At 70.8% G+C, this 23,125-nt stretch carries 15 protein-coding genes; 13 read left to right on the top strand and 2 right to left on the bottom strand.

Annotated elements, in window-relative coordinates; translation table 11 throughout:
* Positions 1-4,386, top strand: a 4,386-nt coding sequence (locus tag ACIQK6_RS10585) for an SDR family NAD(P)-dependent oxidoreductase (RefSeq protein WP_402694668.1), incomplete at its 5' end; no start/stop codon positions are given.
* A 513-nt stretch (positions 4,387-4,899) separates the two neighbouring features.
* Here ACIQK6_RS10585 and ACIQK6_RS10580 read toward each other — a convergent pair.
* Complete coding sequence (locus ACIQK6_RS10580; protein WP_329098489.1) at positions 4,900-6,552, bottom strand: MFS transporter; 1,653 nt, start codon at positions 6,550-6,552, stop codon at positions 4,900-4,902.
* A gap of 108 nt (positions 6,553-6,660) precedes the next feature.
* Here ACIQK6_RS10580 and ACIQK6_RS10575 point away from each other — a divergent pair, with 108 nt between their 5' ends.
* The 3 genes from ACIQK6_RS10575 (at position 6,661) to ACIQK6_RS10565 (ending at position 8,402) form a co-directional block, all read left to right on the top strand.
* Positions 6,661-7,242, top strand: a complete 582-nt coding sequence (locus ACIQK6_RS10575) for a TetR/AcrR family transcriptional regulator (protein WP_329098487.1) — start codon at positions 6,661-6,663, stop codon at positions 7,240-7,242.
* A 205-nt stretch (positions 7,243-7,447) separates the two neighbouring features.
* A complete protein-coding gene (locus tag ACIQK6_RS10570; protein WP_329098485.1) occupies positions 7,448-7,741 on the top strand; it encodes a PqqD family protein in 294 nt (97 codons plus the stop codon).
* Between the two features lie 430 nt (positions 7,742-8,171).
* Positions 8,172-8,402 carry a hypothetical protein gene (locus tag ACIQK6_RS10565; RefSeq protein WP_329098483.1) on the top strand — a complete coding sequence of 77 codons (231 nt, stop codon included), beginning with the start codon at positions 8,172-8,174 and terminating at the stop codon, positions 8,400-8,402.
* A gap of 119 nt (positions 8,403-8,521) precedes the next feature.
* On the opposite strand, the gene ACIQK6_RS10560 is transcribed toward ACIQK6_RS10565, so the two are convergent.
* A complete protein-coding gene (locus ACIQK6_RS10560; protein WP_402694667.1) occupies positions 8,522-10,774 on the bottom strand; it encodes an amino acid adenylation domain-containing protein in 2,253 nt (750 codons plus the stop codon).
* A gap of 812 nt (positions 10,775-11,586) precedes the next feature.
* Here ACIQK6_RS10560 and ACIQK6_RS10555 point away from each other — a divergent pair.
* From ACIQK6_RS10555 to ACIQK6_RS10515, 9 genes are read left to right on the top strand one after another with little or no spacing between them, the layout of a single operon-like run.
* The gene (locus ACIQK6_RS10555; protein ID WP_402694666.1) at positions 11,587-12,753 is read left to right on the top strand and encodes an ATP-grasp domain-containing protein; all 1,167 of its coding nucleotides are present in this window, start codon (positions 11,587-11,589) and stop codon (positions 12,751-12,753) included.
* 28 nt (positions 12,754-12,781) lie between these two features.
* Positions 12,782-13,552, top strand: coding sequence for an NAD(P)-dependent oxidoreductase (locus ACIQK6_RS10550; protein WP_329098477.1), 771 nt, complete (start codon positions 12,782-12,784; stop codon positions 13,550-13,552).
* Positions 13,549-14,490 (top strand): Gfo/Idh/MocA family oxidoreductase, encoded by a 942-nt coding sequence (locus ACIQK6_RS10545; RefSeq protein WP_329098475.1) that lies wholly within the window; start codon positions 13,549-13,551, stop codon positions 14,488-14,490. The genes ACIQK6_RS10550 and ACIQK6_RS10545 overlap by 4 nt, the downstream gene beginning before the upstream one ends.
* Positions 14,487-15,575 (top strand): DegT/DnrJ/EryC1/StrS family aminotransferase, encoded by a 1,089-nt coding sequence (locus ACIQK6_RS10540; RefSeq protein WP_329098473.1) that lies wholly within the window; start codon positions 14,487-14,489, stop codon positions 15,573-15,575. Before ACIQK6_RS10545 ends, ACIQK6_RS10540 begins: the two co-directional genes overlap by 4 nt.
* Positions 15,535-16,257, top strand: a complete 723-nt coding sequence (locus tag ACIQK6_RS10535; RefSeq protein WP_329098471.1) for a DegT/DnrJ/EryC1/StrS family aminotransferase — start codon at positions 15,535-15,537, stop codon at positions 16,255-16,257. The genes ACIQK6_RS10540 and ACIQK6_RS10535 overlap by 41 nt, the downstream gene beginning before the upstream one ends.
* Positions 16,251-17,084, top strand: a complete 834-nt coding sequence (locus ACIQK6_RS10530) for a sugar phosphate isomerase/epimerase family protein (protein ID WP_402694665.1) — start codon at positions 16,251-16,253, stop codon at positions 17,082-17,084. The genes ACIQK6_RS10535 and ACIQK6_RS10530 overlap by 7 nt, the downstream gene beginning before the upstream one ends.
* Entirely contained in the window at positions 17,081-18,343 is a 1,263-nt protein-coding gene (locus ACIQK6_RS10525; RefSeq protein ID WP_329098467.1) for a M20/M25/M40 family metallo-hydrolase, read from the top strand. The genes ACIQK6_RS10530 and ACIQK6_RS10525 overlap by 4 nt, the downstream gene beginning before the upstream one ends.
* Positions 18,344-18,398: 55 nt before the next feature.
* Positions 18,399-21,482, top strand: coding sequence for an amino acid adenylation domain-containing protein (locus ACIQK6_RS10520; RefSeq protein WP_402694664.1), 3,084 nt, complete (start codon positions 18,399-18,401; stop codon positions 21,480-21,482).
* Between the two features lie 10 nt (positions 21,483-21,492).
* Positions 21,493-23,115, top strand: a complete 1,623-nt coding sequence (locus ACIQK6_RS10515) for a condensation domain-containing protein (protein ID WP_329098463.1) — start codon at positions 21,493-21,495, stop codon at positions 23,113-23,115.
* Positions 23,116-23,125 lie beyond the last annotated feature (10 nt).

Genomic DNA, 23,125 nt, shown 5'->3' with positions numbered 1-23,125 from the left:
GACTGGTCGGCCGGTGATGTGGAGTTGTTGACGGAGGCCAGGCCGTGGGAGCGGGTGGAGGGTGTGCCCCGCCGGGCCGGTGTGTCGTCCTTCGGCATCAGTGGTACCAATGCGCACGTCATCATCGAGGAGGCCCCTCGGGAGGAGTCGGTCGAGGCTTCGGTGGAGGTCGGGCAGTGGCCCTCGGGCGTTCCCGTGCCGTGGGTGGTCTCCGGCAGCACCCCCGAGGCACTGCGCGCCCAAGCAGCGCGACTGCACGCGTTCACGACCGCCCACCCGGACCTGGGCCTCGCCGACGTCGCCCACGCGGCCCTGACGACCCGTACCTCGCACACGCGCCGCGCCGTCGTCCTCGCGGACGGCCGGGACGCGTTCCTGAACGGCCTTGCCTCCCTTGCCGACGGCGCGACGGCGCCCGATGTGCTCACGGGCCGCGCCGGAACCGGCCGGTTCGCGTTCCTGTTCACCGGCCAGGGCAGCCAACGAGCCGGTATGGGTCGCGAACTCGTGGCCCAGTACCCGGTGTTCGCGCAGGCGCTGGACGCGGTGTGCGATCAGTTCACCGGCCGGCTCGAACGCCCGCTACGTGACGTGATCCTCGGTGACCAGGGCGGTGACCAGGGCGGTGACCAGGACCTGCTGAACCAGACCGCGTACACCCAGGCCGCGCTGTTCGCGGTCGAGGTGGCGCTGTTCCGCCTCGTCGAGTCGTTCGGTCTGCGGCCGGACTTCCTGGCCGGCCACTCGGTGGGCGAGATCGCCGCCGCGCACGTCTCCGGCGTTCTCACCTTGGAGGATGCCGCCACCCTGGTGGCGGCCCGGGGCCGGCTGATGCAAGCCCTGCCCACCGGCGGAGTGATGCTCGCCGTACGAGCCGCCGAAGCCGACGTGCTCCCGCTGCTCACCGGCCGGGAGAGCAGGGTCGGCATCGCAGCTGTCAACGGACCGCGTTCCGTGGTGATCTCGGGTTCCGAAGCGGCCGTGGACGACATCGCGGCGAAACTCGCCGACCGGGGGATCGCGGCCAAGCGACTGACCGTCTCGCACGCCTTCCACTCGCCGTTGATGGACCCGATGCTGGACGAGTTCCGGCAGGTGGTGCGGCAGATCGAATTCGCCGAGCCGCGCATCGCCGTGGTCTCGAACCTGACCGGCCGGATCGCCGGGGCGGGAGAGCTGTCGGACCCGGAGTACTGGGTGCGGCACGTCCGCAGGCCCGTGCGATTCGCCGACGGCATCCGCGCGCTCGAAGCCGCGGGCGTCTCGACCTTCGTCGAGTTGGGTCCCGACGGCGTACTGTCCGCGATGGCCGAGTCGACTCTGGAGAACCCGGAAGCGGCCCTTCTCGTACCGGCCCTGCGCAAGGACCGCCCGGAGATCCGCACACTGCTCGCGGCCGTCGCCGCGGCGTACGTCCGGGGCCAGGAGCTGGACGCCCCGGCCCTGTTGGCGGGCGCGGGCACCCGCCGGGTGAATCTGCCGACGTACGCCTTCCAGCGCGAGCGCTACTGGCTGGACTCGGCACCCGTGCTCGGTGACGTTTCCGCACTGGGTCTTGATCCGACCGCGCACCCGATGCTCAGCGCGGCCGTCGAACTACCCGAATCCGACGGGGTGGTGCTCACCGGACGGCTGTCCCTGGACACCCAGCCGTGGCTCGCCGACCACGTGGTGGCCGGTACGGTCCTGCTGCCCGGTACCGCGTTCGTCGAGATGGCGATACGGGCGGGCGACCAGACCGGCAGCGGCAGTCTGGACGAGTTGACGCTGACCGCGCCGCTGGCGCTGCCCGAACGGGGCGGCGTCCAGGTCCAGGTTTCGGTCGGCGCTCCAGGTGACACGGGAGCGCGACCGGTACAGGTGTACTCGCGGCCGGACGGCGAGTCCACGGACGGCGGCGCGGAAGCCAAGTGGACGGTCCACGCGACCGGCACGCTCCTGCCGGAGCAGCCCGCCTTCGACCTGCCGTTCGATCCGACGGACTGGCCGCCGAAGGGGGCGGAGCGGCTCCCCGTCGAGGGCGTCTACGCGGATCTGGCCGCGCAGGGGTACGGATACGGCCCGGTGTTCCAGGGGTTGCGGGCCGCCTGGAAGCGCGGCGACGAGGTCTTCGCCGAGGTCGCCCTGCCCGAGGAGGCACACGCGGACGGCGCGGCGTTCGGCCTGCATCCCGCCCTCCTCGACGCCGCGTTGCACGCGACGCTCATCGGCGACGCCGACAGCACCGACGACTCCGCCGGGCCGCGGCTCCCCTTCTCCTGGAACGGCGTCACCCTGTACTCCACCGGGGCGGCTGCACTGCGGGTCCGCGTGCACGCCTTCGGACCCGAGAGCATCACCGTCGATGTGGCGGACGAGACCGGCAGTCCGGTCGCCTCGGTACGTTCGCTGGTGGCCCGTGCGGTGCCGGCCGAGCAGCTCAGGGCCGGTCAGGACGCCGCGACCGGCTCGCTCTACCTGCTGAACTGGACCGAAGCCGCGACCCCCGCCCCCACTCCGAACGTTCGATGGGCCGTTCTGGGTGGGGAAGGCTCCGCCGCGGCGACGGCACTCGGCGCGGGCACCCCGGTCCACGCCGACCTCGCGGCACTCCTCGCGGAACGCGCGGTGCCCGACGTGGTGGTGCTCGACGAAAGGACGGCCGTCTCCACCGAGGGCCCGGCCGGCCTCGCGGACGCGGCCAAGTCCGCCGCCCGTCGGACCCTGACGGTGTTCCGGGACTGGATCGCAGAAGACCGGCTCGCCGGATCCCGACTGGTGGTCCTCACCGAGGGCGCGGTCGCCGCATCCGACGGCGATGCGGTCCCGGGCCTGGACCGGGCCCCGCTGTGGGGGCTGGTCCGCTCGGCGCAGGCCGAGTATCCGGAACGGTTCGCCCTGGTCGACACCGACGGCACGGACGACTCGTACCGGGCACTGCCCGCGGCGGTGGCCCTGGCCGAACCCGAAGTGGCGGTCCGCGGGGGCTCCCTGCTGACACCACGACTGGTCCGGGCTCCGCAACCGACCGCCGAGGGCGGGGCGCCGGGATCCGGCTGGGACCCGGAGGGCACGGTCCTGATCACCGGCGGGACCGGCGCGTTGGGCAGCGTGGTGGCCCGACACCTGGTGTCCGAGCACGGCGTGCAGCACCTGCTGCTCGTCAGCCGCAGGGGCGAGAGCGCCCCGGGAGTCGACGAACTCTGCGCCGCACTGGGCGATTCGGGCGCCAAGAGCGTCACCGTGGCCGCCTGCGACGTCACCGACAGGGCGGCACTGGTCACCCTGCTGAAGGGCATCCCCGAGGAGCACCCACTGACGGGCGTGCTGCACACCGCGGGCGTACTCGACGACGCCACCCTCGCGTCCCTCACCCCCGAGCGGCTGGACGGTGTCCTGCGTCCGAAGGTCGACGCGGCCGTCAACCTGCACGAACTGACCGCCGGGCGGCCGCTGTCGGCCTTCGTCCTCTTCTCTTCGCTCGCCGGGACCATGGGCAGTGCGGGGCAGGGGAACTACGCCGCGGCCAACTCCTTCCTGGACTCCCTGGCCCAGCGGCGCCGGGCGGCCGGTCTGCCCGGTGTGTCCCTGGCCTGGGGCCTGTGGGAATCCAGTGACGGCATGGGCGACGCCCTGGCCGCCGTCGACCAGCAGCGGATGGCCCGCTCCGGCATCTCGGCACTGACGGTGGCGGACGGCCTGGAGCTGTTCGACGCGGCGCTGCGTTCGGAACGGGCCACCCTGCTGCCGGTGCGTCTCGATACGGCCCCGATCCGGGCCCACGCCGCGGTGGACGGGGTGCCGCCGCTGCTGCGTGACCTGGTCAGGCCGCCGGCCCGACGGGGCCGCCGGGCCGGCGCCGCTGCCGAGACCGGTCGTGGGTCCGAGGCGCTGTCCGAGCAGCTCGCGGGAGTGTCGACCGAGGAGCAGCTGCGGCTGCTGGTCGCTCTGGTGCGCACTCATGTGGCGGGCGTACTCGGCCACGCGGGCCCAGACGCCATCGACGCGGACCGCGGCTTCTCGGAGCTCGGCTTCGACTCGCTGGCCGCCGTGGAGTTGCGCAACCGCCTCGGGTCGGCCTGCGGCCTGCGGCTGCCGTCGACGCTGATCTACGACCACCCGACGTCGACGGCAATGGCCGCACATCTCCACGGTGTGCTGGTGGTGGAGGAGAAGGCGCCCTCCTTGGAGGACGAACTGGCCCGGCTGGAGAGCATCCTGGGCTCGGCGGTCCCGGTCGGCGGTGAGCACGCCAGGATCGCGGCCCGACTGCGGGCCCTGACCTCCCGATGGGTCGAGAGCTCGGGCCCCGCCCCGGACGCCGAGGCCGGCGCCGCGAGTCTGGATTCCGCCTCGGCGGACGAGATCTTCGGCATCCTCGACGAGGAGCTGGGCCTCTCCGACTGATCCCGCCCCACCGAAATCCCCCCTCCGGGGGGGGGGGGGGGGGCCCCCGCCCCCCCGCCCCCCCCCCGGGGGGGGGGGGGGGGGGGGGGGGGCGGCCCCCCCCCCCCCCCGGGGGGGGGGGGGCGCGGCCCCCCGCCCCGCACCCCCCCGGGCGGGGGCCCGGGCCGCGGCCGCCCCCCCCCCCCCACCGCCGTGTGCGAGGTCGTGTGCGAGGCGGAACGGCCCCGCGCGCAGCTGTGCGCGGGGCGACACGGACGGTTCGTGGGCCGAGGGGCGCGGGCCCTGAGCACGAGGAGCACACGTACGCGCACCTACGGGCCTACGGGCCTACGGACCTACGTACCCGCACATGGATGAGTGCCGCCCCGCGCATGCGCGGGGCGGCACTCATCCATGTGCGGGACCGGGAACGGCGGAAGGTCCGTGCCGGATCACGGGGGATGAATTCCGGCACGGACCGCTTGTGGGGCTGATCGGGCAGTGGCTACCGCGGCCCCGGGGGCCGCGGTGGCGTCACCGCCGCGTCAGCGAATCCTGCCCGTCCGTTCCGTACCGCTGCGGCTGCGGGTGGCCGGTCTGTTGCGGGTACCCGCCGTGCTGCCGCGGGTCTCCCGCCCGGTGCTTCGGCTGCGGCGCGTTCTCCGGCTGCTGTTTGCCCAGTCGGACGTTGCGCAACATCGTGGCGGCCAGCAGCGCCATCAGGATCAGGATTCCGGAGGCGGTGTACATCGCCGCCTGCAGCCCGTGGGTGAACGCTTCCCGCGAGGCCGCCGCCAGTGCCTGACCCGCCGCTTCGGGCAGTCGCCCGGCGACGTCCAGGGCCCCGCCGAGAGTGTCCCGCGCCGTGTCGAGTGCCGCCGGGTCCAGGTTCTTCGGTGCGGTGTCGGCGAGGTCGGCCCGGTACATGGCCGTACCGACGCTGCCCAGGATGGCGATGCCGAGCGCGCCGCCGAACTCGGTGGCGATCTGCGACAGGCCCGAGACGGTACCCGCCTTCTCCGGCGGCGCGGTCGCGATGATCATGTCCGACGAGGTGGTGAGCACGAGCGTGATGCCACCTGCCATCGTCGCCGTACCGGCGACCAGCGCCGCGGTTGCGGTACTGCCGTCCAGCTGGCCGAGGATGACGAAGCCGGCGGCACCGATCAGCAGACCGAGGCCGACCACGAACGCCGGACGGACCTTGCGGACGATCAGCGGAGCCAGTCCGGCCGCGGTCATCGCCGCGCCGGCGGCGGGCAGGGCGTACAGACCGGCGATCAGCGGCCGGACACCCGCCACCATCTGGAGGTACTGCGTGGTGAACAGGCTGGAGCCGACCATCGAGAAGACGCCCAGGGTGTTGGCGGAGATCGACGCGGAGAAGCCCCGGTTCTTGAACAGCTGGATGTCGAGCATCGGGTCCGTCAGGGAACGCTGCCTGCGGATGAAGGCGTAACCGAGGGCGAAGCCGACCAGTATGGCCGCGACGGGCAGCCAGCTCAGCCCCTCCTGGGCGATGTGCTGCACACCGTAGATGGTCGGCAGCATCGCACCCAGGGACATCAGCGCACTGGTGACGTCGAACCGACCCGGGTTCGGGTCGCGGGACTCCGGGAGCAGCAGCGGGGCCAGGATGATCAGCAGCACCATGATGGGCAGGTTCACGAGGAACACCGCGCCCCACCAGAAGTGCTCGAGAATCGCGCCGCCCATCAGCGGGCCGAGCATCGCGCCACCGGCGAACGCGCCGGTCCAGACGGCGATGGCCACCCGGCGCTGATCCGGGTCGTGGAACATGTTGCGGATCAGGGAGAGCGTCGACGGCATGAGCGTCGCGCCACCGACACCGAGCAGAGCGCGGGTTGCGATCAGCATGTCCGCGCTGGTCGAGTACGCCGCCAGAACCGACGCGGTGCCGAACGCCGCTGCGCCGAAGAGAAGCAGCTTCCGCCGGCCGATCCGGTCCCCGAGCGTGCCCATCGTTAACAGCAGCCCCGCCAGCATCAGCGGATAGATGTCGAAGATCCACAGTAACTGGGAGCTGCTGGGCTCAAGGGAGTTGCTGATGAAGGGCAGCGCGTAGGACAGCACATGCATGTCAAGAGAGATGAGCAGGACGGGGAGTACCAGAACGGCAAGGCCGATCCAGGCCTTCCGGTCGGCAGATTGCGTGTCTGCGTTCATGAGCTGAACCATACGTACGTCTCAGTCGCTTGTCTAGTACGCATGATTACGAAGAGCGTCTAGGACGGACGTATATGACGGACGTGTGTTCTTGGCTATGATGACGACGTGGGAAATCGAGAAGACTTGCTGGTAGGTGCCAAGAAATGCCTCTACGAGAAGGGGTACGCCCGCACGACGACACGGGACATCGTCGCCGCGTCGGGTGCCAACCTCGCCTCGATCGGCTACCACTTCGGCTCTAAGGAGGCCTTGCTGAGCGAAGCCGTGATGGAGGCGTTCGAGGAGTGGGGAGAGGAGCTCAGGGACCTCCTCGCCGACACCGCGGACGCGGAACCCGACCTCGATGCGGTGTGGGAGCGGGTCTCCGGTTTCTTCGTCACCCACCGGCCGCTGCTGCTCGCCAGCATCGAGGCATTTGCTCAGGCCAATCGGGTGCCCGGGCTGCGTGAGCAGCTCGCCGAAGCCTATGAACGGGCGCGGGTGGCGCTCGTGGAGCCGCTCAGGCACGCCCTGGCCGGCGAGGGTGGCGAGGTCGACGAGAAGACGGAACGGGCCGTCGGGTCCTTCCACCTGGCCGTCATCTCCGGCCTCGGTCTGCAATGGCTGCTCGACCCGGACAACGCCCCGTCCGGAGCTGAACTCGCCCAGGCGCTGCGGGTGTTCGTCAGAGCCGTCGACGTTGACTAGGTCGCTGTTGCTGCCGCTGCCAACGCCCCCTGTGGAGGTGGGAATTCCCCACCTCCACAGGGGGCGTTGGGGGCGTTGGCGGCTTCTCGTGGCGCTGGTGGGACCATGGCCTTACATTGAGCGACGGCCCGTGTGCCAAGAGTGGTGAGTTCCGGTACGGGGGCGTCCGAGGCTTGCATCGGCTACCCCTGAGGAGCAGCAGCACATGGAGGAAGAGGAGAAAGAGGTATGGGCGCGGGTGAGGCCCGTGTCCGAGGTGATCGCCGCCGTCGCGGCCGACGGCGAGCTGGAGTTGGCGAACGTGGCGACCGGCGAACGGTTCACCTGCGATTCTCAGGGGGCAGCGATGTGGGTCGCCCTCCAGCAGCACGAATGGCGGCTGGATGCCACGGCGACGGAGCTGAGCAGGGCCTGGATGATGGATTCGCTGCGGGTACGGGTCGCCCTCGGTCGCTGGGTGGAAGAGCTCCAGATCGCAGGACTGGTCGAGGAAGCCTGACCCTCCGCACCACGTCCCGCAGGGCACGGGGAAGACGCCGAACCATCGCGCGCACCCGCAGAACCACCCCGCCACCCGTAACCGGCATCCGGACAGCAAGCGGCATCCGGACCGTTACCCGAACCCCCTCCAAGACCTCCTCGGAAACGAGTGGCGAGGTCACGACCAACTCCGCTTTAGGGGTTCCCTGTTGCTCGGCCGTTCCGCAGCGGTGCGGGGTGCTGGCGGTGAGAGCTGGCCGCCTTGTGACATGGCACCAGGCGGCAGCGATTTGCTCACCGTCGTCGAGGTGGCGGCGATCTAAGGTTCCTGTGTGTATGCCATCAAGGTCGTCCTGCAGCCGCAAGAGAGCGCCCCTCGCGTTGAGCAGAGGCCCTGTGACGCGGTGGCCTCGTGGATCCGGTGTGATGCGCAGCCCGGGGTCGAGCACGTGACGCTCGTCCCGGCGCCGCCGTACGTCGTGGCCATGACCTTCGTGATGGCCAGGAACCTGCTGGGTGCGGAGGGCGTGGCTCTGGCGGCCTGGGAGCACTGGCTCCGCCAGTCCTGGTTGGACGCCTGGCGGCTCGTCTCCTGCGCGGGGGACCTCGGACTCGGGGTCCCCGCAGTGGCCGAGCTGTTCGTCGCCAGTGAAGGGGCCGATGACTCCGGGGGCTTCTGAGGCGCGAGGCCCCGTCCGTCGCCGATGGCGGTCATGGTTCCGTGGGCCCAAGGGCCCCGGGGCGCGACATGGCTGTGTCCCGCACGTCGTCGACGTGCGGGACACGGGCCGGTTCCGCATCAGGCTCGCGTCAGCGCCTTCAGGTCTCGCTTTCCGTTGTGGTTCGTGGGGATCCCGTCCACTTCGACCACTTGGCGCGGAACCATGTACGCGGGCAGGTCCGCCGCCAGCGCCTCGCGCAGGCGGGTCTGCGAGTAGTCCGGGCCCGGGACCACGTACGCGACCAGGGCGACGGCGCCGGCCCTGTTCGTCGCCGTGGTGACCGCACAGTCGACGACGCCGGGACAGGCTGCGGCGACGTGTTCGATCTCGCCCAGCTCGATGCGGTAGCCGCGGATCTTCACCTGGGCGTCGATCCGACCGAGGTACTCGATGGTGCCGTCGTCCAGCCAGCGGGCCAGGTCGCCCGTGCGGTACAGGCGGCCCCCGTCCTCGAAGGGGTTCGGTACGAACCGCTCCTCGGTGAGCTCGGGTGCGTTGAGGTAGCCGCGGGCCAGGCCGGTTCCGGCGATGCACAGTTCGCCAGGGGTGCCCACGGGCGCCAACTGGCCCGCTCTCGTCAGGATGTAGAGCCGGATGTTGTCGATCGGGCGGCCGATCGGGACCGCGCGGGTGGTATCGACGTCGGTGCACGCCTGGTACGTGACGTCTACGGCGGCCTCCGTGGGCCCGTACAGATTGACCAGTTGTGCGGAGGAGCCGAGCCGGCGCGTGAACGCCTCGCTGTGGCTCACCGCGAGCGCCTCGCCGCTCGCGAACACCCTTCGTAGCGAGGAAAGTTCGGGAACATCGCGCGTGACCGTGGTGTACAGCAGGAAGGCGTGCAGCATCGAGGGAACGAAGTGCATCGTGGTGACCCCGGCATCGGCGATCCGCCGGGCGATCCGCTGCGGGTCCCTTTCGTCACCGCCGGGCAGGGTGACGACCGAGGCGCCGGCCAGCGACCACCAGAAGATCTCCCACACCGAGACGTCGAAGGTGAACGGCGTCTTGTGCAGGATGACGTCGTCCGAGCCCAGCGGGTAGGCGCGCTGCATCCACCACAGGCGGTTGACGATGGCCCGGTGCTCGACCATGACGCCCTTGGGGCGGCCGGTGGAGCCCGACGTGTAGATGACGTACGCCAGGTCCTCGGGGCCGCTCACGGCCTCCAGGTCGGTCGCGTCCGAGGCCTCCACCGCCGGGTCGTCCGCGTTGACCGCCGTGCGGCCCGTCGCGACGTGCGCGGTCTCGTCGGTCACCACGACCACCGAGGTGCCGCTGTGGCCGAGGATGTAGTCGATGCGGTTGGCCGGCAGCGTCGGATCCACCGGCAGGTACGCACCACCCGCTTTGAGGACGGCGTACACCGCCACGAGCATGCGGGGTGAGCGCGGGACGCAGACGCCGACCACGTCGCCCGCGCCGATGCCCCGGGACCGTAGTGTGCGGGCGAGGCGGTTCGCCGCCGTGTTCAGCTGGGCGTAGGTCGTGCCGTCGTCGACGACGGCCACGGTGTCGGGCGTGGTGGCGGCCCGCTCCTCCAGGAAGCTGTGCAGGGTGCGGTCCGCCGGAAACGCTGCCGATGTCGCGTTGAACTCACGGCTCATCAGGGAGCGTTCGAAGTCGGTTGCGGGGAGGAGGGAGGTGACGGACTGCGCGGGGTCCTTGAGCAGCAGGCCCATGAACTCCACGAAGGACTCGGCCAGGCGATGGGCAGTGGCACCCGAGAACAACCGTGCTTCGTAGAGCAGCTCGATCCAGCCGGATCCGCCCTCCGGCTCAAGACGCAGGTCGAGCAGGAGCGGGCAGCCGCGGGCGGAGGCGTCCTCCTCGGTGAGGCAGCCGCCCACGGCGAGCATCAGATCGGTGGGCCGGGTCTCTTCCGCGTCCAGGAGCGCGTGCAGCGGAACGTCCAGGTGGACCGACGCCTCCTCGAGGGCGGCGCGAGCCGAGCCGAGCAGGCCCTCCCCGGTGAGGTCGTCCGTCAGTGCAATGGTCACGGGGACCGCCAGGTCTCCGCCCGCCGCCGCGGGCAGCGGGAGGAACACGGTCACCTCGTCCCGATCGGTGGCGCGCGCCGCGAGCAGGGCGAGCACCGAGCCGCCGAGCACCCGGGTCAGTAGCGGATCGCCGGAGGTCAGGGACCGGGCGGCGAGGGCCGTGTGGTCCGGGAGCGCCACGGTGACGGCGGTGCGGCCGCCGGCGTGGTCGCGCAGGTGGTCGCGGACCAGCGCCGTGGGATCGGCCCAGGTGGTCCGCTGTCGCTGCCAGAACGCAGCTTGATCCGGGAAGTCCTGCAGGATGAGCTGGAGTTCGAGGGCGTTGCTCACGAAGCGTCCTAGTAAGAGAAGTCGGTGGCCGCAGCAGCCGCGACGGGCTGCTGCGGCTCGGATCGCGGCCGGAGGGCCGCCAGGCCGTGTTCCCGGCGAGTGCTCGGTGGGTCGTGCCGACACGACCCACCGAGCACCGTCAGTCCCAGGCCCAGTTGCCGGGCGGCGCCTGCTCCGTTGCCCCGGCCGTTGTCTCGGCCGTTGCCTGGGCGGAAGCCAGGGCGGAGGCCGGGGCGGGCGCCTGGGCCGGTGCCTGCGCGACGTAAATCGGCGGAATGACGAAGAGCGCGGAAAGGAACGTCCCTCGAAAGACGTTCGTGATGTATCGATTCACTCTCGACCTCGCATGATCGGACTGTCTGGACCCAATCCTGTTTGCTGCAGGATGCCGCGTCACGCTTTCGGGCTGGCACTTACAGGTCATGTCCTCCAGAGGCCAAACCCCGATGGCGCGGATGTCAGGGAGGCGGCCCATCCCCGACGCGCCGGTTCTGCGGGATCCGGCGGGCCGCGACGTGGCCTCTGGGTGCCATGGCCGGGAGGGGCCAGCTCGAAAGCATGACGCCGCACTTCGCGAAGTCCAGGATTGGTCGAGACGGCCGGGTCGCTCAACTTCATCAGATTCGACGGCTATTTCGCGCCGTCCGACCGGACGGGCCTGAAGGTGCGTCGGTACGTAAGTAATTTCCAATCGGGCCCGGACTGGCCGTAGTTGTTTCCACTCACTGGGAGTCGGCGTGGTAGCTGTTGGCTGTGAAGATCGAGCCGTACCGGCGCGGAGGGTTCTCCTCATCGGCTGGAGGATCGCCACCTTGAGTGCGCTGCGTGAGCTGGGCGCCAGGGTGTGGTGCGTGGCCACCCCGGACATCTACGCCCGGTTCGGCGACCAGGCCGAGGTGGAGAGCGCCGTTCTGGTCTCCGACTGCACGGATGTGGAGGAGATCCTGTGCGCTCTTCAGCGAGAGGGTCTCAGCCCCTCTGATTTCGACGCCGTCTGTAGCCAGCAGGAGTTCTCCCTCGTCGCCACGGCGCTCCTCGGTGCGGAATTGAGCCCGATAAAGCCGTTGACGGCGGCTCTGCTGCGGGACAAGTACCTGCAGAAGAGCCGGATAGCGGAGGCAGATATTCCAGTCGCGGGTTGTCGCATTCATCCCGACCTCGCTGCGCTGGACAGCGTGTCGGACCAGCTGCCGGTGGTGGTCAAGCCCATTCTGGGCGCCTCGTGCGCGAACACCTATGTGGCGTGGGACACGCAGGAATTCGGCCACGCGATCGCCGAATTCCGTACCTCCGGATTCAACGGGCCGTTCCTGGTGGAGGAGTTCGTCACCGGTGCCGAGCACCACGTGGACGGAATCGTCCGCGACGGCGAACTGCTCTTCCTCGGCATCAGCCGGTACCTCCAGAACGTGATCGAGCTCCGCTCCGGCGTACTGTCCGGCAGCATCGCGCTGCGCCCCGTGCTGTACCCGTCCCTGTACGAGAAGGTCAGCTCGCTGGCACGCGCCTCCCTGGCCGCGCTCGGTCACCGGGACGGGGTCTTCCACATGGAGGTCTTCGTGCACGGCGACGAGGTCACCTTCAGCGAGTGCGCCGGACGCGTCGGCGGCGGTCCCATCGACCAGCTGGTCTCTGCGCACTTCGGCGTCGACCTCCACCTGGAGTGGGCGAAGACGATGTTCGGCGGCCCGGGCCCCGTCACCGCCGCACCCTCCGGCGAGGTGCACGGCTACGCCCTGCTGATGGCCGCGGGCACCGGCACCGTACGCGCCATTCCGAGCCGCGCGGAGTTCCTCGCGCAGGACGGGGTGGTCTCCGGGCGCCCCATGGTGGGCGTCGGCTACCGGGTCGACGCGCCGACCGCCGCATCCGACGTCCACATCGGCGAGGTGGTGGTGCGTGGCGCAACCGAGGACGACGTCGTCAAGAGGCTTCACGAGATCAACGAGTGGTTCCGCGCCCAGGTCGTCCTGGGCTGAGCCGACCGACAAGCGGGTGGGAAGAACTATGGATCAACCGGTACTCATCACCGGGGCGGCCGGGAACATGGGTCGGATGCTGAGGCAGGGCCTGCGGCATCCGCTGCGGCTCACGGACAGCACTCCGGACGAGGGCTGTGAGCAGGCGTCCGTCACCGACCTGGACGCGATGCGGGCCGCGATGCGCGGCGCGAGCGCCGTCGTGCACCTCGCGGGCATCACCGACGAGGACAGCTGGGAGCGGATCGTCGACGTCAACGTCGACGGGACGCGTACGGTCCTCGAAGCCGCGCGCCTGGAGGGCGTCCAGCAGGTCGTGCTGGCGTCGAGCAACCACGCGGCGGGGTTCCAGGAGCGGGGTGCGGGTGAACTGCCGGGCGACATCACCGCACGGCCGGACACCTATTACGGGTTCAGCAAAGCGGCTCTGGAGTCGCTCGGCGCCCTCTACCATGACCGGTTCGGCATGAACGTCGTCTGCCTGCGCATCGGGACCTGTTACGACAAACCGTTCGACGTCCGGTCGCTCTCCACCTGGCTCTCCCCGGCGGACTGCGTGCGGCTGGTCGAGGCGTCGCTGCGGGCCGAGGGCTTCCACATCGTGTGGGGCGTCTCCGACAACACCCGGCGCTGGTGGTCGCTCGACGCGGGCAGGCACATCGGCTACGTACCGCGCGACGACGCGGAGGTGTTCGCCGAGGAGATGCTGGCGAAGGCCTCCGGGGACCTGTCGGCCGACCTCGGGCAGCGCTACGTAGGGGGCTTCTTCTGCGCGCTTCCCCTCGGCGAGCGCCCATGAGGACCGTCCTCGTCGGATACGGGCACGCGGCGCGAGACCTCCACCGAACGGCCATCGAGGAATCCGACCTCAGGTACGCGGTCGACGAGATCGTCGCCGTCGACCCCCGTAGTCCGCAGGCCCATGACCTGCCGGTCTACGCCACCCTCCAGGACCTCCCCGGGATCACCGCGTCCGACGTCTTCCACGTGACGGTCCCGCCCGCCGACCACGCGGCCGTGGTCGAAGAGATCGTTGAGCTGGGCGGCAAGCGGATCATCGTCGAGAAGCCCCTGACGACGGACGGCAACACCGCACGCCGGATGGCGAAGGCGTGCGCGGGTGCGGGCGCCTCCCTCTACCCGGTGGGCATCTGGAACTTCTCGTCGGGCGTGGACCGTCTGCGCCGCGACCTGGACCGGGGCGGGAAGCCCCTGCACTACGAGTTCGAGCAGTCCAAGGACCGCGTCGGCCGGACCTTGTCGAACACGAGTCACAGCAGCGCCTTCGAGGTGGAGCTGCCGCACCAGGTGCTCGCCGCGATCTGGACGTTCGGCGAGATAGAGGACGTCCTCCAGGCCTCGTCGCGGTCGCTGTGGGCCGACGGCCGCGAACTGCCGCACGCCGGCGGCGCGTACGTGGTCGTCAGACACCGCAGCGGCGTGATGGGAACCCTCGTCGGCCACCTCGACAAGGAACTGCGGACCAGGCGCCTGCGCGTCGCCTGCTCCGGCGGCGACCTGCGGGTCGACCTCCCGCTCACCAAGGCCGACAGATCGAGCTTTTACCACGACAGCACGGGGCGGATCCACGAGATCCCGGACCGCCCCCTCACCGAGTGTCTGGTCTCCGCCTACACGGCGGGGCCGGCGGAAGGTCAGGCCAGATTCAACGTGGACATGCACGTGCATTGCATCGACGTACTGGAAGCCGCACGGCGCCGGGCAGGTGCTCCGTGACGAACGTACCGTTCTTCAGGAACTCGACGACCTGGCAGCAGGTGCGCGGGAGCGTCGAGACGAACATCGCCCGGAGCATCGACGAGGGCCTCCCCGTCGACGGCGTCCTGGTGCGCGAGGTCGAGGAGGAGCTGGCCCGGCGGCTCGGCTGCGCAGGGGTCCGCATGACCGCCAGCGGCTCGGACGCGCTGCTCGTACTGCTCCGACAGCAGGGCATCGGCCCCGGCGACGAGGTGATCGTCCCGGCGTACACCTTCTTCGCGTCGGTCGCCGCGGTGATCCACGTCGGCGCGCGCCCCGTCATCGTGGACATCCGCCCGGACTCCTACACGGTGTCCGCGGAGGCCGTCGAAAAGGCGGTCACCGAGCGCACCAAGGCCGTACTCGCCGTCCACCTGTTCACGACCATGGCGGACATGGAGCGCCTCGGCCTCCTCTGCGAGGACCGCGGGCTGCTCCTCATCGAGGACAGCGCGCAGGGCATCGGCATGAGCCGGGCCGGGCGCGTGGCGGGCACGGCCGCGCGCGGCGGAGTGCTCTCCTTCTTCCCCAGCAAGACGATCGGCGCGCTCGGCGACGCCGGGGCGGTCATCGCCACGGACCCGGCCCAACTCGAGCAATTCGACGCCATCTTGGGGCGGCTCGACGGATCGGCGAGCGTGTACGGGTGCGACGAGATCCAGGCGGCCGTCGTCCAGGCCTGCCTGCCGCTCCTCGACGCCTTCAAGGACAAGCGCCGGGAGCTGTTCGCCTATTACGACGGGCGGCTGCGCGACACGGAGGGCGTACGGCAGCTGCCGCAGCTGTCGCCCGAGGACGTCGGCTACGTCTACGTCGGCGAGTTCGACCGCCGCGACGAGCTGCAGGCCCATCTGAAGGCCCGTGGCATCACGACGGAGATCTTCTACCCGCTGCCGCTGTCCCGGCAGGAGTGCCTGGCGGACGTCGCGGACTGCGCGCAGCCCGTGCCGGTCGCCGAGGCCGCGTCCACCCGCGTGTTGGCCCTGCCGCTGTATTCGGATCTCTTGGAAGAGGAGGCAGCACATGTCTGCGACAGCATCGTCGACTTCTACCGCGGGGCGTGACCTGGCCCGCACGGTCCTGTTGTACATGGACGCCGCCGTGCGCGACGAGTCGTTCATCGTCGGCCCGCAGGTGCGGGCGCTGGAGGAGTACGTCAGCGGGGTTACGGGCAAGAGCGCGGTCTGCGTGAGCAGCGGACCGGTGGGCCTGATGCTGGTGCGCCGGGCCGGGTTCGCGGGAGCACCGCTGACCGTGGCGTCGGACGCCGGTGCCGCGGTGCGCGCCGTCGTCGAGGGCGAGGGCCGTCTCGTGCAGCAGGCGAGCGCACTGTGGGCCGATGGGGTTCCGGTTCAAGGATCCCTCTTGGTGAGGGACCTGACGGTGCCCGCAGAAGCTGCGCAGTGCCCGGGCGCGGTCGGTACCGCCGAGGTCGTGGGCATCGGGGAGTTCGCCTCGCTCGTACGCCAGGAGCGGGTCGCCCGACGGGTCGCCGCGGCGGACGCGGTGGTCGTCCACGCCGCCCGCGACTACGGGTACGGAGCCGGTGACTTCGGCATCGTCGCCTGCTCGGAGGAGACCGCCCGGCGTCTGCGCGTGCTGCGCAACCACGGGCGCGACGGTCTGGGTACCTATCTGCACGCCCAGGTCGGCTTCAACAACCGCATGGACGAGGTGCAGGCCCGGTTGCTGCTCGACCGGATCGCAGCCGAGGTCGACGACGGCGCGGAGGGCACGGCGTGCTGAACGAAGGGTGGCGCGACCGGCTGTCCGTCATCGGCGACGAGTGCGGCTTCACCTGGGAGCAGCAGATCGCCAACACCGAGGCCCTGGGACTGAAGAGCATCGAGCTCCGCTCGGTCGCCGGCCGCTCGTTGGGCGCGTACGCGTGGCCCGAGACCGAAGACATGGCCCGCTCCCTGGCGGACGCCGGACTCTCGGTCGTCGCCCTGGACAGCCCGGTCGGCGCCGGGAGCATCGCCGCCACCACGTTGGAGGAGGACCTGGCGACGGCCGAACGCTGGTTGGAGCTGGCCTGTCTCTTCGGGACGCCATCGGTGCGCGTGATGTCGTACGGACGGGCGGAGCTGACCGACGAGGCGTGGCAGGCCGAATCGGTGCGCCGCCTGCTCGCCCTGCGGGACCTGGCCAAGGGCTACGACCGCCGTCTCCTGCACGAGAACTGCGTCGGCTGGGGCGGCCGGGACGCGGCTTCGGCGGAGCTGTTCATGCGGGAGGCCGGCGACGAGCACCTCGCCTTCCTCATGGATACCGGAAACGGCGTCTGGTACGGCTACGACTCCGTCGAGATGGCCGGGGCGGTCCTCCCGTACGTGCGGCACGTACACATCAAGGACGCGCGACTGCGCGAGGGGGAGGCCGTGCCCTGCCTGCCCGGCGAAGGGAGGGCCCGCGTCGCGGACACGCTGGCACTCGTCCTGAGCGAATACCCCGAAATGACGCTGAGCCTGGAACCGCACCTCCTGGTGCAGCCGCACCTGGGAATTCAGTGCGAGGACGGCGAAGCGCTGTACAAGAGCGTCGCCGCATGCATAGAAGGTTTGACCGGATGATGATGGACAATGATGCGATCGAGTTCCTCCTGCGGTTTCTCGAAACCGACAGCGTGAGCCCGCTGGAGGGCGGCGACCCGGCCGGGACGCGGCGGGCGCAGGAGATGTTCGCGGAATTCACCCGGGACCGGGGATTCGAGGTGTCCTGGGAGACCGCCGACGTCACGGCGCTGCTCGCGGACCCGCACACTCCGGTGCTGGTGCGGGAACACGCCGGTGCCGAGGGGTGGCTGAGCGACCAGCCGGTCGTCGCGGCGAGCATCGGTGACGCCGACGCGGAGAAGACGGTCGTCATCAATTTCCACGTCGACACGGTATCCCCGCACCTTCCGGTCGAATTCCGGGACGGCGTCATTCACGCGCGGGGCGCGGTGGACGACAAAGGGGCTGGAATTGCCGTTGTCTGCGGTGTAGCGTACGCATACCGCCAGAATCCGGATCTCGCCGGAAAAGTCCGTACGGTCATTCTTTCCGTACCGGGTGAAGAAGGCGGAGCGATGGGGTGCTACGGCACCAAGCCGGCGCTGGCGAAGCGCGACAAGGCATCGTTGCTGGTGTTCGCCGAGCCGACCGGTCTGCTCGTCCACGACACGTCGTTCGCGACGATGACGCTCGAAGTCACGATGGACGCTCCGGACAGCACGGACGACTTCCCGTACGAGAACGCCAACGCCACGCTCGTCCTCGCGGCCGTCGCCACGGACCTCGCCTCCGGTCTGAAGGACCTGGTGGAGAACCGCGACATCAAATGCTGTGTCGCCGGTCTGCACACCGGCCTCCAGCACAACCGCGTGTACGGAAGCGGGCGCCTGCTCGTCAACTTCGCCTACTGCGACACGCGTTACGCCCAGGTCGTCCACGAGCGGGTGGAGGAGATCCTCGCCGCGTCCGTGGAGCGCGTGAAGGCGGAGTACGGACCGAGCCGGTTCGCCCGCGAGTGGGCCGCCGATCTCGGCGACGCACTGCACTGGCGGTGGCTCAAGCAGGGCCTGCCGTCGTTGCGCAACCGGTCGTCGGAGTACGAGGCACTGCTCGCGGAGTGCGGCCTGGAGCGGCTCGCGGGCGACCAGCTCGACGAAGCCTTCACCAGCGACGCGATCTGGGGCCAGGACGCGGCCGACTACACGGTGGTCTGCGGCCCCGGCGGCCTGGACAGCCACGGCGCCCACACCGACGGCGAGTACGTGGCGGTCAGCGAACTCGACGAGTACGCACGGCGGATCGCCCTTCTGGTCACCAAGGTCGCCGACTCCGGCTGACCGGGCCCGCGGCCCGTCCGACGAACCGACACGAAGCCGGGAATGAGGTTGAGTCATGAGCGAGACTGCCGCACTGCTGCGGGATCTCGTCGAACAGCGCGCGCGCACGAGCCCCGACGTGCTCGCGGTGGGCCGGAACGACGCCGGCTGGCTGACGCTCGGGCAGTTGGACCGGGTGGCGGGCCGACTCGCCCGCGACCTGGCCGCGCAGGGCGTCGGCCCCGGCGACGTGGTGGGGCTGCTGCTGCCGCGCTCGCCCGAGTTCGTCGTCGCCGCCTTCGCCGCGTGGAAGACTGGGGCCGCATACACCCCGGTCGACCCCGCCGCTCCGGAACACCACCGGGCCTTCGTCCTGGACAACAGCGACGTCAAGGCGGTGGTCACCGCCGACGAGGCGGCCGGGCGCGCGACGGGACGGCCGTGGTGCCTCGTCGGCGACGGGCGGCGCCCGGCGGACGGCGTCGGGGGAGGGACGGCGGGCGCCGAGGCCTTCACCTCCGTGCCGCTGGCCCCCCAGGACCCGGCATGGGTGCTGTACACGTCGGGGTCGACGGGGCGCCCCAAGGGCGTCGTCGGCTCGCACGGCGCGACCCTCAACCGGTGCACCTGGATGTGGGAGGCCCAGCCGTTCGCCAGCAGCGACGTCTCGGTCCAGAACACGGCGCCGTCGGTCGTCGACTCCCTCTGGGAGGTCTGGGGTTCGCTCGCGCAGGGCATCCCCGTGGTCCTGCCGCCCGCCCACGCCTCGCTCGACCTGGACCTGCTCGTCCAACTCCTGGCCGAGCACCGGGTCACCCGGATCTGCCTGGTGCCGTCGCTACTGCGGGCGCTGCTCACCAGCTTTCCGGACCTGGGCGCACGCCTGCCCGTCCTGGAGATCTGGACGTGCAGCGGGGAGACCCTCGACCGGGACCTCGCGCAGCTGTTCCGCACGGCCCTGCCCGGACGGACGCTGCTGAACCAGTACGGACTGACCGAGTCGTCCGCCGACGTGACGACGTACGACACCCGGGACCTGCTCACCGACGAAGACGCCGCGGGCGAGGCACGCGTACCGATCGGGCGCCCGATCCGCGGCACCCGCGTCCTCGTCGTCGACGAGGACCTGAGGCCCGTGCCCGACGGAGTGGCCGGTGAACTCCTGCTGGCCGGACCGTCCTTGGCCAACGGATATGCGAACGCACCCGAGCTGACCGCCGACCGCTTCCTGCCCGGCCATCCGGCCACGGGCACCACCGTCTTCCGCACCGGCGACCTCGCACGCCTCGACCCGGACGGCACCCTGCACCACCTGGGCCGGCGCGACCGCCAGGTCAAGATCCGCGGCTTCCGCGTCGAGCCCGAGGGCGTGGAGGCCGTACTCAAGGAGTGCGCCGGGGTACGGGATGCCGCCGTACGGGTGTGGGTGCGCGCGGGCGAGAGCGAGCTGGCCGCGTACGTGGTGCCCGAAACGCCCGGCACACCGCCCGACGCGGGCGAGCTGCGCGCCCGGATGCTGCGGGACCTGCCCTCGCACGCCCTGCCCTCGACGTTCACGGTCCTGGCTGAGTTCCCCCGCACCGCCAGCGGCAAGACCGACCACGGACTGCTGCCCGAGCCGGCCCGGCCCGGCACCCGATCCGGTGCGGTGGCCCCGCGCGACGAGGTCGAGAAGACGGTCGAGCGGATCTGGCGCGAGGTCCTGCGCGAGCGCGACTTCAGCGTCCTGGACGACTTCTACGAACGAGGAGGCCACTCCCTCGCGTTGATGCGGGTGATCGCCCGGGTGAACGCCGCGTACGGCGTACGGCTGCGGCGAGCGGACTTCGCACGCGCCGTCACCGTCGAGTCGCTGGCGCGCGCCGTGGACCGGGCGGCCGCCGAGCCGGATGCACCGGATGCAACGGAGCAGGCGCCGACCACCACCGGCGGCGTCGGTGTCGACCTGGCCTCCGAGACCCAGGCCGCCATGTGGCTGCACGAGAAGTGCACCCCGGCACCGGGGCTCTACAACATCCAGCTGGCGTTCCGGATCCGGGGCGCACTGGACGTCGAAGCCCTGGCCCGCGCGCTCCACGACGTGGTCGCCGCACACCGGGCCCTGCGCATCGGGTTCGAGCACAAGAACGGTGCGCTGCGACTCACCGAGACCCGACCGGCCCTCAGCCGCGTAGAGCTGGCCACTGTCCAGACGGACGAGGAACTCGTCCCGGGCCACCTCGGCGACGAGGGCGCCCGGCCCTTCGACCTGGCGAGCGGACCGCTGTTGCGGGCCCTCCTCCTCGACGTCGGCGACACCGGTCACGTACTGAGCCTCACGGTCCACCACACCGTCTGTGACGGACAGTCCCTGCGCCCGCTGCTCGCCTCGTTGAGCACGGCGTACGCGGCCCGCTCGCAGGGCGCGGCGCCCCACGCCGCCGTGAGCCGGACCCCGGTGGCGGCGCCGGAACCCGCCACGCACGCCCCGCCCCCGCACCGGTACCCGACCGCCCAACTGCCCACGGACCACCCGAGGCCCAAGCGGGCGGACGGCCACGGCGCCACGCTCCGCGTCGACGTACCGGACGATCTGGCCGTACGCGTCCGGGGCCGGGCACGACGGCTGCGGACGACCCCGTTCACGCTGTGCTGCGCGGCCTTCGCGGACGTCGTCGCCTCCTGGACGGACCAACGCCGCTTCGCCGTGTCCATTCCCGTCGCCAACCGCGGTGACGAGGTGTCCGACGACGTCCTGGGCTGCTTCATGCGGACGGTCGCGCTGCACGTGGAGATCGAGCAGGGCGCCCGCGCACCGGAGCTGCTCGACGGGATCCGGGGCGCCCTGGAGCGGGCGTACGAGGCGCCGAGCGTCACGCGGGTCGAGGTCGGCGGCCGGCCCCCGCAGCTGATGCTCGCCTACGACGAGGCGCACGGCGCCGCGTTCTCCCTGCTGGGCACGGACGTCACGCCCCTGCACGTCGAGAGCCGGGTCTCCAAGCTCGACCTGACGCTCTACCTGGACGAGTCGGACGACGACTACGACTGCCGGATCGAATACGCGACGGCCCTCTTCGAGGAGAGCACGGTGCGCCGGTTCGGCCGGGAATTCCTGGCGGCGCTGACCCGCATGTGCGGTGAGGAAAGCGACGCCGGCCAAAACGCCAAGAACGAATTCTAGGGTGGGAACAGTGGATCAGATCGAAAAGGTCGTACGCGACGGCTGGGCCACGATGCTCGGCTGCGAAGTGGACGACGACACCAACTTCTTCGAGGCGGGCGGAGATTCCATATCCGCCATCCTCCTGATTTCCCAGCTCAATGCGGCGCTCGGCACTTCGCTCGCTCCGCACATGCTGTTCGAGGCCGAGGACTTCGGGGCATTCCGAGTGCTGGTCCAGGCTGAACACGGCGGCGGTACGGAGCAGGAGCAGCAGCAGGAGCCGGCAGGGGAACAGGAGGCACCCGCGGCGCGGACCGGCGGCGCAGTGAGCGTCACCTCCCGCCTCCAGGAGCGCTGGTTCGGCCTCGCGAAGGAACAACTGGGCAACGTCGACCTGTTCTTCGAGGTGACCGGCGAGCTCGACCACCGACTCTTCGAGGCCGCACTGACGGAGCTGAGCCGCCGCCACGCCGTGCTGCGCAGCGTCTACGAGCCGGGCAGCCCGCCCCTGCAGCGGAGCCTGACCGACTGGCGTCCCCCGACCCGCACGCAGGACCTGCAGGGTCTGGGCGAGGCCGAGGTGCGGGCTGCGGTCCACGCCGCCGTCGAGCGGTCGATGCGGTTCTTCGACCTCGAGTCCGAGGTGCCCTTCGAGCTGGAACTGCTCACCCTGTCGCCGACCGAGCACCTCGTCATCGGTCACCTGCACCACATCGCCACCGACGGCTGGTCGATCTCCCTCCTGTTCGAGGACCTGGAGCGCGTCTACCACGCCCTGGAACAGGGCACGGACCCCGCGACACTGGAGCCCGCCCCCCAGTACGAGGCGTTCGCCGCCCGGCAGCGCGCGTACGTCGCGGACGGCCGGATCGAGGAGGCGCGGGACCACTGGCGCTCCGTCTTCCGCGGCGCCGGCGCCCCGACGGGGCTCCCGGCGACCCTGGCGCCGAGCTCGCCGGCCGGGTCCGGCGACTCCAGCCGGTACGTGAACCTGCTGCTCGCCCCGGGGCAGGCCGACGCGGTGCGCACGTACGCGCAGCACCAGCGCGTCACCGTCTACAACGTCCTGCTCACCGCGTTCGCCCAGTTCCTTTCCGAGGTCACCGGGAAGGACGACCTGCTGATCGGCACGTCGACCGCAGGCCGCCAGGGCGGCGAGGACGACACCTGCCTGGGCGTGTTCATCAGCCCGATGCCGCTGCGCATCTCGCTGACCGGCGCCGGTCCGGCCCAAGGTCTGCACGCGCTGATCAGCGAGCGGATGCGGGACCTCGCGAAGTACCGGATGTACCCCTTCGCCGACCTGATCGAATCGGTCGAGCCGTTCGCCGGAAAGCAGCTCGCCGAGGTCTTCTCGATCCACTTCATCTACCAGAACCAGCCGCAGCCGAGCGCTGCGCACGGCAGGCGCTATCACCAGATCGACTTCCAGGACGCCGGCCTGCAGCGTCCGCACGGGCTGCCGATGCCGCGCAGCCGGGTCCTGCGCGAGCTGGAGGTGGTCGCCTTCGACCGGCTGGACGGTTCGCTCTCGCTCAACTTCGCCTTCGACCCCGGCCGGTTCAACGAGACCGAAGTGGCGGGCTGGCTCCGGACGTACGGGGCGAAGGTGGCCGAACTCGTCGAGGAACAGCCCACGACGCTCGGGTGACTTCACGGCA

The organism is Streptomyces sp. NPDC091682 (assembly GCF_044756625.1).
In the GTDB taxonomy this organism is placed as follows: domain Bacteria; phylum Actinomycetota; class Actinomycetes; order Streptomycetales; family Streptomycetaceae; genus Streptomyces.
Note: the sequence above shows the minus strand (reverse complement) of the source record. Positions and strands in the feature narration are given on the sequence as shown.